Raw genomic sequence first — 14,294 nt, 5'->3', positions numbered from 1 at the left:
TGCAATTTATCCGTGCAAATTTATTGCAAAAAGTTATCTTCTGCGGCTCCAGGTGTCGGGGCTGAGGAGGAGCAGGAGAGGGAAAATCTCGAGTCTGCCGAGGAGCATATCGAGCGAAAGGACAATCTTCGAGAGATCGCTGTAAATGCTGAAATTTTGTGTGGCGCCGACAAGCTCAAAGCCGGGGCCGATGTTGTTGAAGCAGGACGCGACGGCGGAGAAATTGGTACCGATGGAAAAGCCGTCCACCGAGATGACGGCGAAGCTGAGCACGAGGATGACGCAGTAAATGGCGAGATAGGCGTTGACGTTGTCGCAGACCTCTTCGCTGACGGCGCGGCCGTCCATATAAACGGGCTGCACGCGGCGCGGGTGGAGCGCCTTGCGGATGGTGCGGCGAATGCTCTTCATCAGGAGCAAAACACGGGAGACCTTGAGACCGCCGCCCGTGCTGCCTGCGCTGGCACCGATGAACATGAGCGAAAGCAGGATTGCTTTGGAAAACGCCGGCCACTGCTCGAAATCGACCGTGCCGTAGCCCGTTGTGGTCATGATGCTGACGACCTGAAACGCCGCGTGGTGCACGGCCTCGTAGACCGTATTGTACATGCGGCTGATATTGATGGCGATGAGAACGATGGAGCTTGCGGCGATGCCGAAATACAGGCGAAGCTCCTCGTTTTTGAACACCGCTTTGAACTTGCGGAGCAAGAGCATGTAATAAAGGCTGAAGTTCACGCCGAAGAGGAACATGAACACGGTGACGACGGTTTGCAGGAAGTAGCTGTACCCGCCCATGCTGCTGTTTTTAATGGCGAAGCCGCCGGTGCCGGCCGTGCCGAACGCGATGCAGAAGCTGTCGAACACGGGCATACCGCCGAGCAAAAGACACACAATGCACAGCGCGGTAAGCAAAATGTAGATTCCGTATAAAATCATAGCGGTTTGGCGCAGGTGCGGCGTTAATTTATCGACGCTCGGTCCGGGGCTTTCCGCACGCATGAGGTAGATGCCGGTGCCGCCGTTTTTGCGCGCGCCGGGCACGACTGCCAAGAGGAACACGAGCACGCCCATACCGCCGAGCCAATGGCTGAAGCTGCGCCAGAAAAGGTTGCAGCGCGAGAGCGCTTCAACATCCGTCAGGATAGACGCGCCGGTCGTTGTAAAGCCGGAGACCATCTCAAAAAACGCATCGACGTAGCTCGGGATCTGGCCGCTTAAAAAGAACGGCAGTGCGCCGAACGCGGACATAAAAATCCACGAAAGACCCGTTGCGGCAAAGCCCTCCTGCGCGGAGAACATGCGGTTGCCGCCGCGGCTGAACAGCAAAAGCGCGCTGCCGACGAGCAGAATGAGACACAGCGACTCGATGTAGGCGAGTACATTTCTCGGCTCGTGATCGATGACGGCGATGAGCAGCGGGAAAAGCTGAAAAATGCCCGTGATGAGCAAAATCAAGCCGACGGTGCGGCTGATACTTTTAACATTCATTGTGCAGCCGCTCCTTTACACAAAAATGTCGTTGAACTGCAAAACCGGCTGCTCGCGCGTGGTGACGACGATGACGGTATCGCCGAGCTGATAGTATGATTCGCCGTCCGGAATGACCGTGTTGCCGTGGTGTGTGATGCAGGAGATCAGAATATTTTTCTTTAAGCGCAGGCGCAGGTTTTTCAGCGGCTCGCCGATATACTTCGACTGCTTATTGACGATGAACTCCAGCGCTTCGGCACGGCCGTCTGCAATGCGGTGCAGCGTGACGGCGGCACCCGTTTGGTGCTGCATGGCGCGCACATACTGCACGATATTCGCGCTGCACAGCTCCTTCGGGCTGACGACGCTGCCGATGGGGAGCGTTTCCACCATGCCGGTCGTCATGATGCGATTGACCTTTGTGACAATATGCGGCACGCCCTTTGCGTTGCCGACCATGGAGGTGATGATGTTCTGCTCATCGATGCCGGTGAGCGTGACAAGAGCGTCCGTTTCGTTGAGACCCTCCGCCTCCAGAATTTCCTGATTGGCGCCGTCTGCGCAGATGACCGCCGCCTCCGGCAGCATCTGTGCGAGCTGTTCGCTGCGCTGGGGGTTGTTTTCGATGATCTTGACATGGACGTCCGCGCCGATGAGCATTTGCGCAAGGTAATAGCTGACGCGGCCGCCGCCGATGAGCATGGCGTGGCGGATCTTTTTCTGCGTGATGCCGAGGCGCTTCATGAGGTAGGAAAGCACCGTGACCGGCGCGGTGACGTAGATGTGGTCGCCGCGGCGCAGCATGGTATCGCCGGACGGAATGAGTGCGTGGCCGTCACGGATGACGGCGCAGACGAGCACCTTGCAGCCCAGCACGTGCGGCAGGTGATTTAAAATGACGTTTTCGAGCGGGCTGCGCTCCAAAACGCGCAGCTCGACAATCTCTACACGGCCTTTTGCGAATGTTTCGCGCTTTAAGAAGCCCGGTAATTGCAGAAGACGGAAAATCTCCTTTGCCGCCTCGCGCTCCGGGTTGATGATGAGCGAAAGGCCGAACTCGCCGCGCATCATGTAGAGCTGTTCTCTGTATTCAGGGCTGCGCACACGCGCGATGGTGTGCAGCGTGGGGTTCATTTTTCTTGCTGTAAGACAGCACAGCAGGTTGATTTCATCGGCGCTTGTGGCGGCGATGAGCACTTCTGCCTGCTGTACCTTCGCTTCGTTCAGCGTGGCCATGGTGGCGCAGTTGCCCACCACGGTCATGACGTCGAACTGCTGCATATCCCGTTCCAAAACCGCCCGATTGGAATCGATGGTCACAAGGTCGTGGCCCTCCTGTGAGAGCAAACGCGTAAGCGCAAGACCCACTTTTCCGTCACCGGCAATAATGATCCTCATTTTTTTTCCTTTCTCGAACCGCTTTCGGTATATCCCGAACCGAAAACTTCCTAAACACGTAATACTCCGCCCGGGACGACACGTTTCCCCTTTGTATCGCCATGGGCATACATGGGTAGTATACACCCAAAGCGGTATATTGTACAGTGGCATTTTGTCCGTTTTTACGGGGCGGCTTTCGGCGAGTTTGTAGAAAGTCTGCGGGAAGATGGAATCCACGTAAAAGTGCAGCCGGTGTGTTAAATACACGGCTGCGCTTTTTACGATCGGTAATATTTTTTGTCCGGGCGCGTGAGGGGGTGCTCGTAACGGTAAAAAAGATGCGGGGCTTCGCCGCACTGCACGACGCGAGATGTGCCGTCGCGCGTAAAGCCGGCGGCTTCAAAGAATTCGCGGGCGCGGCGGTTTCCGGCGGGCAGCCAGACCTTGCAGATCTTAAAGCCGCTGATGTAGAGGATGGCGAGGGCGTCCTCTACAAAAGCGCGACCAATACCGCTGTGCTGCGCTTTCGGAAGGACGCACAGCGAGAAAATTTCCGCGCAGTACGGGGTGTCGGCATCCCGGCAGGCGTAGCGGCAGCAAAAGCCGACGACTTCGCCGTTTTGCTCTGCGGCCATGATGTACTCGAACCCGACCTTTTTATCTTCGAGCAGTTTATTCGGGTCAAAAAGTGCCGAAATATCTTCGGTCAGCGTTGTGCGCGCGATGTGTTTGAAAGCGGGCAGGTCTTCCCAATCGGCGGGACGGAGCGTAAAGCTTTGCATAAAATCACCTCGGCTTGACTACGAACGAAGCCGACGGATTTTACGGCTTCTCCCCCATAAATCTTTGCGGCCGCGCACCGAAATTTACGGTTTGCACGGCGGCGATGATCTCCTCTTTCCGTGATAAAAGGCTTGCGTCATCTATGCGCACGTCGTTTAAATCGTACGGGCCGTTGCGGAAGTGGCCGACGACCGCGCCGTGGAACACGCCGTCGATGAGAAGATATTGCAGTGGGTCACAATCATACGGCAAACCCTCTGTGAGGGATTTTGCAAGCGATTTTAACGCCGGCTCGAACGCTTTATAGAGCGGGTCATTGCGGTGGAGCGCATAGACGCTGTGAAATTCGGGTTCGGTGTAGGTTTTGAGCGTTTCTGCGTCTTCTTTTAGGAGATAGCCGCCGTCGGACTCGACCAAAACGTCTTCGGACACGAGTCCGGCTATCGCGAGCTTGATCTCTTTTTCGGGCAATTTGTAAAACGATTTCGCCATGGCGGGCGTGAACCACACAAAGCGGTGCGCAAAACGGCGGAGGACGATTTTGAGGGCTTCCGTTTTGGAATAGCGGTCGAGGCTAAAATCGGAAAAAAATTCGCCGAAGCGATACCAGCCGCGATCCCACTCGCCGTCGTACTGGTCTTCGTAGATGAGAAATGCCTCCTGCAAGCGGTGCAGGGCGGGCGTGATCTCCTTGACGAGCAGTCCGCTTTCCTCTTTCAGCTGCCCGATGGTGTACGGGCCGGACATTTCGATGCGCTCTAACAGCATTTGCTGCGTCATCGTCGCGTTTTTGAGCGGCTTGCGGTACAGCGCTGCGAAAAGCTCGAGGTCTTCGGGCAAGATCCAGCCGAGGTTGCCGCCCGCAAAGCGCCCTTTGATGAGTTCACGGCGGAACTGGCAGCTTTTATTATAGGCGAGGTCGTCGAAATCCGCGCGGAACGAAAGCGTGGGCGGTTGCCCAAAGCCGTTCCAGTAGACATTCTGCCCGGGCTGGAGGTCGCGGTACAACGCGTCGTATTCGGTTTCATTCGCCGGAGTAAGGAGATGCTGGCGCTCCATGCGCAGGGCGCGTATTTTTTCATCGTACATTACGGTTTTCCTTTCGTTTCCGCGCGCCATATTCGGCACTGTTCCACGCGTGCGCCGTGCGGCGTATCGCCCTGCTCGGGATCGCATGTATAGCTCCATAACAACTCACAGGGCAGTTCCGGACATTCTCCGCAGTGGTAAAAGCCTTTTTCCTGACAGCACTGCGCCACAGGGCAGGCTCCGTGGAACGGGTGTCCGTTTGTCTCTATACAGCCGCCGCACCCGCAGGGCTCTTTATACGTACAGGTCGTGCAATGCAGTCCGCATCTTGAATCGATCATGTGTGTTCCTCCTAAATTATGATATTCAGATCGTAACACACAGAATATGACAGCGGGGTGTCATGTTTTATAGCGCTTTTTCATTTTTTTGATCGCAGAACGCATTTTCTTTACCATTTCGGGCGGGGCTGTCACCTGCACGTCGACGCCGAAGCTCAAAAGCCAACGCAGGGCGTCCTCCGGGGTAGAAAATCCCCATTCGGTGTAGAGCTTGCCGTCTTCCCGCGTGATGAACGACGCGGGGCCGTATTCTTCCACAAGGCGGTATTTTACGGCGGGCTCGTAAACGGCCGTGACAATGTAATCATCCGTCATGCTTTCGGTGCGGCTGCGGTTCGGCTCTTTTTCAGGCGGGACTTCACGCGGGGTGAAAAATTCATCGGTCACGTTTAAATTCCACAGGCGGCGGAGCTTATAGAGGCGGAAATCCTCGCGTGCGGGGCAAAAGCCGAAAACGTACCAGTCCCCCCAGCGGAACACGACGCGATAGGGCTCGACAAGCTTATCCGCCTCCCCTTTGGCGTAATAATAGTGAAACACGATGCGGCGCGTCTCTTTTACGGCGCGGCGGATCGTCTCGATCTTCTCCGCCAAGTCGTTTTTGTAGAACGACGCGAGATCGATCTCCATGTCCCGCGGTATATCGGTATCTGCGCCGAGCTTTGCGGCGAGCAGGTCGGATGCAGGGGCTTTGGAAACGCTGTCGAGCGAGCGCAGCCCTGTGAGGACGGCGGAAAGCTCCTGCCGCGTGAGCACGGCGGCATCGAGCGAAAAGCCTTCCATGATGGAAACACCGCCGCCCGCGCCCTGTTTGGTAAGGAGCGGGATGCCGGCTTTGCAGATGTCTTCGATATCACGGTTGATGGTGCGGCGCGACACGCCGAATTTTTCCGCGAGATACGGCGCGGTAACAGTGCCTTTTTGCTGAATGGTCGTAATGATGCCGATGAGGCGGTCGGTTTTCAAATTAAAGCCCCCTTTTATCCACAGTATAGCACACCTATGTGGAAAACAAAACGAAAAACTTGCAATGCAAACGAAAATGTGGTATAGTACCTTAGAAATCAACAGGAACACGCCGTCTGCCACCGGGTAGGCGGAAGAACGTGCCCACAGAAAACCGATAGGTCTGCGCTTTTAAAGTGCTCAGCAGGTTTTCTGCGGGCACGTTTTGTTTTGGAGGGACTATGCGCAAATATCTTCGTTTTGTTTCCCAGAGCGTTTTGGGCATGCTGGGGCTTTCCGTCTACATTTTGGCGGACACATTTTTCATTGCAAATTACATCGGTGCGGACGGGTTGGCGTCTTTAAACCTCGCGCTGCCGATCTACGGTATCATCAACGGCACGGGGCTGCTCATCGGCATTGGCGGCGGTGTGCGGTACACGCTGCGGCACACGCGCGGCGACGAAAACGCAGACAGCGTATTTACGGCAAGCTTACTGATGGGCGCTGTTTTGTCGTTCATTTATGTGCTGTGCGGCGTGTTCGGGGCGGAGCATCTGGCAAGATTGCTTGGCGCTTCCGGCACGGTTTTACAGCCGACAACCGTCTATTTGAAGGTTTGCTGCCTGTTTTCGCCGTTTTTTATTTTGAATAACATCTTAACGGCGTTCACGCGCAACGACGATGCGCCCGGGCGCGCGATGGCGGCGATGCTGACGGGCTCTTTTGCGAATATTGTGATGGATTGGTACATGGTGTGCGTCTTGAACGCCGGTATGCTGGGTGCGGTGCTTGCGACCGGCATGTCGCCGATTTTCGGCGTAGCGATCTGCCTGACGCGAAAGCGCGGGTATCACATCGGGAAGCACCGTATTTTTGAGGAAATTCCGAAAATTTCTGCGGCGGGTTTTTCCGCGTTCATCGGAGAGTTTTCTTCGACGGTCGTTATTTTGATATTTAACTATCTGCTATTATCACTTGCGGGCAGCACGGGTGTTGCGGCTTACGGCATCATTGCAAACGTGGCGCTTGTGGCAACGGCGGTGCTGACCGGCGCGGCGCAGGGCGTGCAGCCGCTGATCAGCATTGCGTTTGCGGAGCATGACCGCAGCACGCTTACAAAGCAGACGCGGCACGGCGTTGTGACGGCGGTTTTACTGGGCGCGCTGTTTACCGTGGGCGCTTTGCTCTTCCCGCGGCAGGTGACGGCGGTGTTCAGCAAGGGCAGCGCGGAGCTGACGGCGCTTGCCGTGCCGGGACTGATGCTGTACTTCTTAAACTATCTTGTGAGCGGTGTGAATCTGCTGCTTATCGCGCGGTTTGCGGCAGCGGCGCGCAGCCGGGACGCGGCTGTTTTGTCTCTTTTGCGCGGTGTGATCTTAGTTGTGCCGTGTGCGGTGGTGCTTGCAAATATATTCGGGCTGACGGGCTTGTGGCTTGCCGTGCCGACGGCGGAGGTGCTTTCTCTTCTTTGCGGGCTTTATCTTTTATACCGCGAAAAGAAAAGCGAAAAAACAGCTTTGCAGGCGGCATAAAACGCGGTATAATCTTTTAAAAGACGACGATTTGCGACAAAAGGAGACCGACATGCACATTCCGAAAAGCGACACGCAGCACACCGAAATTCTGACATTTGAAGAAGCACAGAAGCACCGCGAAGAAAGCGCCGTTTACGACCGCGAAAAATGGCTTTATATCCCGGATTTTTACTCCGAATACCGTTACATACTGGGTACCGCCGGTAAAAAGCCGCTCATTACCATCGGCATCAACCCCTCGACGGCGGAGCCGGATAACCTCGACAACACACTGAAATCCGTAGAGCGCATTGCGCTTTTTAACGGGTTTGACTCGTTTATCATGTTCAACGTCTACGCGCAGCGTGCGACAAACCCCGACCACATGGATAAGGCGTTTAACCGTGCGCTGCACGAGGAAAACATGAACGCGTTTCGCTGGGTGCTTTCGCGCAGCGGCGGAGAGCCCGGCATTTGGGCGGCATGGGGCACGATTGTGGAAAAGCGCGACTATCTTAAAACCTGCCTTGCGGACATGACGGCCATCGGCGACGCATTCCATGCAAAGTGGTATCAGGCAGGCAAGCCCTCTAAAAAGGGACACCCGCACCACCCGCTGTATCTGCGAAAGGACTCGAAATTGGAGGGCTTTGACATGGCGGCATATTTGAAGGCGCTTTAAAAAACTTGAAAATTTAATTTTGACTATAAAAAACGCTCCTTATGGTTCGTAGATCAGGTGGAAGCCGAAAACGGCAAGCCTAAACGAACTTTGAAGGAGCATTTTTTATGAAAACTTTTATCCCGCACTCTTATTTTTCCGCACCCGAAGACACCGTAGGCGACCTTGTGAACCAGATCCGCCGCGAGAGCGAGATCCCCGGCACGGCAGAACCGAAGCCGGAAATGAAGGACAGCGGCAAGAAAAACATCATTCCAAAGACGGTCGTTTCCGCTGCGAAAAGCGAGCTTGACCGCGTTTATGACCTGCTGACAAGCGGCGAAGACCTGCAGATGAACCCGGACGGCACGCTGAGCCCCGCCTCTTCCCCGAAAAAGCGCGCAAAGCCCGCGCCGGGCAGCGAGCCGAAAGCGCCGGTGAAGACGAAAAAGGAGATCATTCCGCACACGGTGGTCTCCGCGCCCGAAAAGGACACCGTGGGCGACCTTATCGAGCAGCTGCACAAGGAGCCTGAGCCGCTTCCGGAAGAACAGCCCGAGGAAAAGGCAGAAACGCCGGAGAAGACCGACGGCAAGAAATCCATTATTCCGAAGACGGTCGTTTCCGCGCCCGTGCAGCAGTGGTACAAGACGAACAAGGCGCTTTATAACGCGGAGGTCGCCGCCATGCGCAAGGAATTCAACGACCCGAACATGCAGCCGCATTTTATGTCGGACGGCCGCATGTACTGGCTTGTGAAGACCCGCCCGAACCTCGGCCGCGGCTTTAACACCATGACATACACAATGAAGCTTGTCTACGACCCCGACCACCCGAAGGTGCGCTATTCTTCCTCCGTGAAGCCGTATCTTGTTTCGCCGACGCTCGGCGAATTGCAGAAAATCGTCAACATGCTGCCGCACATTCCGCTGGACGCGGACGGCAAAAAACTCATCCCGCACACGCTGACGGACAACCGCGGCGAGCGCTATATTTGCTCCAGCGACGTGGCGGACGTACATGCGGAGGACACCTGCACCACGAGCGCCGTGACCTCCTTCCGCTTTGCCTACCGTTGGCTGATGGTGTTTGAGCTTGCCATCCGCAAGCCGGAAGCATGGAAGGATTTTCAGGCGCATGGGAAGATTTAACGGAGGCTTTTTTATGAAACTCTTTTCGACCCCGCCGGTGCTTTCCGGCAAGAAAAACAAGAAGCGCAAAAAGCTTTTAAAGGCGCAGCGCAAGGCGTTAAAGCGCGCCGACCACCCGTTTGAATCCGACAAAGCTGCCGACTGCCGCGGCGTAGTGCTTTCAAACCGCGCGTATCTCTCTGTTCTGAGCGAGGTGTATTCCCGCGACCCGTTGGAGACGGGCGGCATTTTCTTCGGCAACGTGAAAAACGGCGTGTGGTATGTGGCGGAAGCGAGTGACCCCGGCGTTTACACACTACACACGCGCGCCCACCACGAGATGGACAATAACTACCACAACCACATTTACCCGGTGCTTTCGCGCTTATATCAGCACGGGCTGTGCCTTTTGGGGCTTTGGCACCGCCACCCCGGCTCGCTCGACACGTTTTCAAGCGACGACGACCGCACAAATCACAGCTTTGCCGAGGTCATCGGAAACGGTGCGGTTTCGATGCTCGTCAACCTCGACCCCACTGCGCGCCTGACATGCTATTACCTCAGTAAAAACGGCGAATACCGCACCGTGCCGGTCATGGTCGGCGACAAATACTTTGCGGGTACCGGCTTTTTGGAGCTGACAACATCCGAGGCGCTTTTAAAGAACAAAGACCGTCTGCAAGCTGAAATTTTTGACCCCGAGGAGGCTTAACTGTGGAAAAAATCATCATCACACGTCGTGAGCTTATCAGACAAATTCCGGCTGATCTATCCGAACACGACAGAACCGTGTCACTTTTAAACGCACTTTCCGAGTACCTGCCGAAAAACACGGAAAAAGAGGACGTTGACTTACAGTCCGGCGACTTTGACGAGGCGTTTCGTTTGCTAAACGCGTTTGACCCGCGCACGTACAGCACCGTGCAGCTCGGCGAGAGCCTGCGCGAGGAGCAGACGGATACGGCAAAGGAGCACGTGGGCGTGCTGGGACTTTCCGACACGGCTTTGCCCGGCAATGATTATGTGGGTGAAGTGACCGGCGCGGGCAGCGCAGACACCGGCTACTACTACCTTTTGGCTACCGATGAGACCTATGCCGATACGTTCAAAAATCCCGACCACACCACCCGCGGTTTGATCGTATCGGGTACTGCATACACGGCGCTTTTGAGTGAAAACGTGGTGCTGACGGGCTACGATTACTTTGGCACCTATAAGGACGGCGGCTGGCTTTTCAACCGTTGCGACGAAGCGAAAAGCACGCTGACGGTGGACAGCTTTACGCTCATCCACGACCTTTTCAGTCGCAACACGGGCCTGTTTGAATCTGCCGAGATGCTGAAAAAGTTCGCTGTCATCATCGGCTGCGGCTCTGTGGGCGCACGCGCCGCTTTGGAACTGGCCCGCGCCGGTGTGGGCAAATTTCTGCTCATCGACGACGACATTTTAAAGCCGCACAACATCTGCCGCCACACGCACGGTATGCGCGACCTCGGCCGCTTTAAGGCTGACCTTCTGCGCAAGGATATTCTGAACATTGACCCCGCAGCCGAAGTGACGGCTTTCCGCGGCAAGCTGGAAAACGCGCCGCTTTCTCTCTTTGAAAATCTCGGCAAGAACGGCATTGTCTTTGCGACAGCGGATGACAGAAGCGCGAATGCGCTTGCAAATGCGCTCTCCAACACACTCGGCATGCCGTTTATTGCCGTAGGCTGCTGGGCACGCGCCCACGCGGGCGAGGTGTTCTACCACATTCCAAACCGCGGCATGAGAACCTACGGCGAGACCTTCTCCTCGCTTTTAAAGGACGCCCCGGCGCGCGACACGCACGGCGATTATTTTGGCGAAGCAGATGCCCGCGAACGCCTTCATTTTGAGCCCGGCACCTCTACGGACATCGGCTTTGTGACGCTGGTCGGCGTGAAATTCGCGCTTGACCTTTTGAACCTTGAAAGCGAAGCCTATACCCCGCGCGTTTTGAACGACTACACGCCGTATACGCTCGTCTGCAACACAAACCGCCCGGAAATCGGCGGTGAAAACGCGAAGATCTTCCCGTACCCGCTGTACATCAGCCGCTCCATTCGCCCGGCGGGTGAAGCATGACGGACACGGACGCGCTCACGGCTTACCTGCGGCAGCTTGAGCGCATAAAGGACGAGTGGGACGACCGCAAATACGCGGAAATCGAAAAAGACTGTCTTTTGCCGCTTTGGCAGCTCTGCCGCCGTATGCAGGAGACCGAGCAGGACATTTATGCGTTCATCTTCGGCACAGAGCACGAACTTGCACACATAGACACCGACATTTATTCTTGAAAGAAGGCATCGTTATGGCAAACGGAAGCGTTGTGGTACACGACATTGATTCCCTTGAAAAATTCGGCATGGAGCTTGCGGCGCGCAGCGCGGAGCTGGAATCGCTTTATAATGCGCTTACGGTGAGCTGCGCGGCACAGGAAACAAACTGGCACGACCCGCAGTACGACCTCTTGCACGAGCGCGTAGAGCTGTACGCCGGTGAAGCCCGCGCACAGCTGCTTGCGCTGAACGACGCGGTGCAGTATATTTCCGTGCTGGCCGCAAAGCTGCGCGCTTTGTGATATGAGCGACGTAAACGTATTGCTCTGCGCGGTGGACAGCGCCATGAATGCGCTTGCGGCCTTTGACCATGATCGCGCCGATGTGACCGCCCGCGTTTCGTTCGCGCTGGGCTCCGTGTTAGCGCGTGTGGCACTGGAGACCGAGCAGTGCCGCCGTGCGCTTGCAGACGCAGAAGCTACTTCCTATACGGACGAAGAAACCGGCAATACGGCAGAAAACCCGGAGGCCGCCCGCCTGCGCGCCAAATTGGATGCCTTGGAGGCCCTGAACGAGCGCTGCATTTTAGCCGGCGGTGCACTTTCCGCCGCATGGGCACAGGAAAGCCGTCAATCCGAAATGCACGTAAGCGATGCTCTGCACCGCTGCGGCGTTTATCTGAAAAAGCTGAACCGCATTGCACTTTCGCCCGGCCCCGGCAGCATAACAGTTTCAAACCACGGTGACGCGCCCGTTTTCGTCTGCATCGTGGACAGCGCACTGTACCCCGAAACTGCCGAGCACATCCGCGTGGCGCAGGACATCGGCTTTCCGGATATACTGACGCTGGACCGCGGCGGCGCGGCAGAGCGCAGAAAGGCCTCCCTTGCGCCGATCAAGGCGAGCCGCATCTGGGACCGCGACGAATACCCCTGCGCGTGCTTTAAAGAGGGCGGCGCAGGTGCGCACGTGATGTACGTTGCGGGCACGGATAACCGCGGCGCAGGTTCTTACATGGGCTGGCAGATGCGCGGCCTGCCCGACGGCGCAAAAGTGCGCGTGCGCGTGATATAAGGAGAAAACTATGACCCCGAACACTAAGATTTTCACAGACCTTTTAAGAGAAAGCCGCGCATTTCTTACCGTTTCGGCGGCGGAATACGGCGCGGGCCATAACGCCGCAGAAGCGTTTCGCATTCTGCCGGATTCCATGCTCGGCGTCCTTGTTTGCCACTGCGAAACGGTCTCCTGTGCGGGCGGCTTGCTGCACCTTTACGGCGGCGGGCAGCTTCTCGCCCGCAACACAAAAGACAACAAGCCGTTTTCTGAGTTGCTTTTCCTCGGCGACCTTGCAGACGGCGGCCTTTTCGCCGTCTCCCGCATCGATACTGCGAGTGCAAAGCGCGGCGAGATGCTGTTTCTCTCCCCGGGCGCGCTGAACTTTGAGCCTATGGGGATTGACACGGCGGAGTTCATCCGCTGGGCGCTCGAAAGCTGCGAAGAGACGCTGAAAGACGTTTGGCTGACAGGGGAGATTTTATCGCCCCGCGCGCTCAAAAAGCACATCACCGCAAAGCTTGACCTTTTAGACCGCCTTGACATGCTGAAAACGGAGGGAGACGCATGAAATTCTTTCCAAAATCCGCAGACGGCTTTCTTTCTGCCATGATGATGGCGGAAAACGCGCTTCTGCGTGATTTTTCACTGAACTGCCCTGCTTCGCTTTTTGGCGCAGAGCCCATGGAAAGCGCCAAAAAAGCCGTGAAAAGCTGCATGACGCTTTCATCGTTTCCATGTGCGCAAATGCTGAAAACAAACACGCGCTACGTGCACGACTTTGCAAAGCGAACGCTGACCGTGACGGTCAACGCGCGGTACATGAGCACCGGCAAAGAGGTGAACGACCTGCGGTGCATTGCGGCGGATATTGCGGAGAGCATAAAGCGCGGTCTGCCGGAAAACACCGACTTTTTTCAGGTGATTGCGGCTTATCAAAGCTGGCTGAAACGCTTTTTCGTCTACAAAAAGACCGGTGCTACGCGCGACCACGCCGCTGTGGGGCTCTTGCAAACGCGGCAGGGCGTGTGCCAGGCAATCGCCGCGCTTTCCATGGTGATTTTGCCGCACCTTGGCATTTTGGCGCGGTACGTTTGCGGCGAAGGGTATTCCGGCACGGATTGGGGCCCGCACGCGTGGAACGCGGTATGGGCGCCGAACGGCGCATGGCACCAGGTCGATTTCACATTCGGCCTGCACCGCAAAACGACGCCGAACACGTTTACTCTGCGGGACGACCTTTCCTTTCGCGAGCTGCACCGCTGGGACGAAGTAGCGCAAAGCCCCGCGCTGTTTCAAAACGTGCAGACCCTCGAAAACCGCCTGCAAGCTAAGACCGTTTTGCTGTTCGCGAACAACCCGTTCAAAGCCGAGATCGGCGGCGTCCCGATGCTGTTTGACGAACCTGTGTTGCAAAACGGCTGCGTGCGCCTTTTGCCGCTCCTCACCCTGCTCGGCGGCGGGTGCGAGCTGCTCGAAGACATGCTGCACATTGTGCTCGGCGGAAAAACGCACCGCATTCCGTGCGGCACGCCGATTTCAAACGGCTTTGTGCCGATAAACGAGGTCTTAGCGCAAAGCGGCTTTTGCACCGCAGAACAGCGCGGCGGGATGGTTGTGGTGAAGCTTAAGCCATGACCGCCTGTTTTTTCAGTAACAAGAAGATTCCCACGCATGTG

The 14,294-nt window shown here is 56.4% G+C and carries 16 protein-coding genes; 10 read left to right on the top strand and 6 right to left on the bottom strand.

All coding sequences use genetic code 11. The annotated features are described in order from the left end of the window. Positions 1-33: 33 nt before the first annotated feature. The 6 genes from R2K26_RS11270 to R2K26_RS11245 all read right to left on the bottom strand — a co-directional run bounded on the left by R2K26_RS11270 (position 34) and on the right by R2K26_RS11245 (position 5,972). A complete protein-coding gene (locus tag R2K26_RS11270; protein ID WP_316521168.1) occupies positions 34-1,491 on the bottom strand; it encodes a TrkH family potassium uptake protein in 1,458 nt (485 codons plus the stop codon). Between the two features lie 15 nt (positions 1,492-1,506). Beyond that, positions 1,507-2,871, bottom strand: a complete 1,365-nt coding sequence (gene trkA, locus R2K26_RS11265; protein WP_316521166.1) for a Trk system potassium transporter TrkA — start codon at positions 2,869-2,871, stop codon at positions 1,507-1,509. Positions 2,872-3,131: 260 nt separating this feature from the next. Next, on the bottom strand, positions 3,132-3,635 hold the full coding sequence (locus R2K26_RS11260; protein WP_316521164.1) for a GNAT family N-acetyltransferase: 504 nt from the start codon (positions 3,633-3,635) through the stop codon (positions 3,132-3,134). Between the two features lie 40 nt (positions 3,636-3,675). Then, positions 3,676-4,725 (bottom strand): hypothetical protein, encoded by a 1,050-nt coding sequence (locus tag R2K26_RS11255; RefSeq protein WP_316521162.1) that lies wholly within the window; start codon positions 4,723-4,725, stop codon positions 3,676-3,678. Continuing rightward, the gene (locus R2K26_RS11250) at positions 4,725-5,006 is read right to left on the bottom strand and encodes a DUF3795 domain-containing protein (protein WP_308449222.1); all 282 of its coding nucleotides are present in this window, start codon (positions 5,004-5,006) and stop codon (positions 4,725-4,727) included. Before R2K26_RS11250 ends, R2K26_RS11255 begins: the two co-directional genes overlap by 1 nt. A 60-nt stretch (positions 5,007-5,066) precedes the next feature. Continuing rightward, positions 5,067-5,972, bottom strand: coding sequence for a YafY family protein (locus tag R2K26_RS11245; RefSeq protein WP_316521158.1), 906 nt, complete (start codon positions 5,970-5,972; stop codon positions 5,067-5,069). Between the two features lie 221 nt (positions 5,973-6,193). Here R2K26_RS11245 and R2K26_RS11240 point away from each other — a divergent pair, with 221 nt between their 5' ends. The 10 genes from R2K26_RS11240 to R2K26_RS11195 all read left to right on the top strand — a co-directional run bounded on the left by R2K26_RS11240 (position 6,194) and on the right by R2K26_RS11195 (position 14,253). Then, positions 6,194-7,486: an MATE family efflux transporter gene (locus R2K26_RS11240; protein ID WP_316521156.1), complete on the top strand. Its 1,293-nt coding sequence runs from the start codon at positions 6,194-6,196 to the stop codon at positions 7,484-7,486. Positions 7,487-7,538: 52 nt separating this feature from the next. Then, positions 7,539-8,150: a DUF1643 domain-containing protein gene (locus tag R2K26_RS11235; RefSeq protein WP_316521154.1), complete on the top strand. Its 612-nt coding sequence runs from the start codon at positions 7,539-7,541 to the stop codon at positions 8,148-8,150. Positions 8,151-8,257: 107 nt separating this feature from the next. Beyond that, the gene (locus tag R2K26_RS11230) at positions 8,258-9,280 is read left to right on the top strand and encodes a hypothetical protein (RefSeq protein ID WP_316521152.1); all 1,023 of its coding nucleotides are present in this window, start codon (positions 8,258-8,260) and stop codon (positions 9,278-9,280) included. A 13-nt stretch (positions 9,281-9,293) separates the two neighbouring features. Beyond that, positions 9,294-9,971 (top strand): Mov34/MPN/PAD-1 family protein, encoded by a 678-nt coding sequence (locus R2K26_RS11225; protein WP_316521150.1) that lies wholly within the window; start codon positions 9,294-9,296, stop codon positions 9,969-9,971. A gap of 2 nt (positions 9,972-9,973) precedes the next feature. Continuing rightward, positions 9,974-11,365, top strand: a complete 1,392-nt coding sequence (locus R2K26_RS11220; RefSeq protein WP_316521146.1) for a ThiF family adenylyltransferase — start codon at positions 9,974-9,976, stop codon at positions 11,363-11,365. Next, complete coding sequence (locus R2K26_RS11215; RefSeq protein ID WP_316521142.1) at positions 11,362-11,577, top strand: hypothetical protein; 216 nt, start codon at positions 11,362-11,364, stop codon at positions 11,575-11,577. Before R2K26_RS11220 ends, R2K26_RS11215 begins: the two co-directional genes overlap by 4 nt. Before the next feature lie 14 nt (positions 11,578-11,591). Next, positions 11,592-11,861, top strand: coding sequence for a hypothetical protein (locus R2K26_RS11210; RefSeq protein WP_316521139.1), 270 nt, complete (start codon positions 11,592-11,594; stop codon positions 11,859-11,861). Between the two features lies 1 nt (position 11,862). After that, positions 11,863-12,633, top strand: a complete 771-nt coding sequence (locus R2K26_RS11205) for a NucA/NucB deoxyribonuclease domain-containing protein (protein ID WP_316521136.1) — start codon at positions 11,863-11,865, stop codon at positions 12,631-12,633. Positions 12,634-12,643: 10 nt separating this feature from the next. Continuing rightward, the gene (locus tag R2K26_RS11200; RefSeq protein WP_316521133.1) at positions 12,644-13,186 is read left to right on the top strand and encodes a DUF2625 family protein; all 543 of its coding nucleotides are present in this window, start codon (positions 12,644-12,646) and stop codon (positions 13,184-13,186) included. Then, positions 13,183-14,253, top strand: coding sequence for a transglutaminase-like domain-containing protein (locus R2K26_RS11195; protein WP_316521131.1), 1,071 nt, complete (start codon positions 13,183-13,185; stop codon positions 14,251-14,253). The genes R2K26_RS11200 and R2K26_RS11195 overlap by 4 nt, the downstream gene beginning before the upstream one ends. Positions 14,254-14,294: the final 41 nt, after the last annotated feature.

The organism is Neglectibacter sp. CSJ-5, assembly GCF_032490475.1.
In the GTDB taxonomy this organism is placed as follows: domain Bacteria; phylum Bacillota; class Clostridia; order Oscillospirales; family Acutalibacteraceae; genus Hominenteromicrobium; species Hominenteromicrobium mulieris.
Note: the sequence above shows the minus strand (reverse complement) of the source record. Positions and strands in the feature narration are given on the sequence as shown.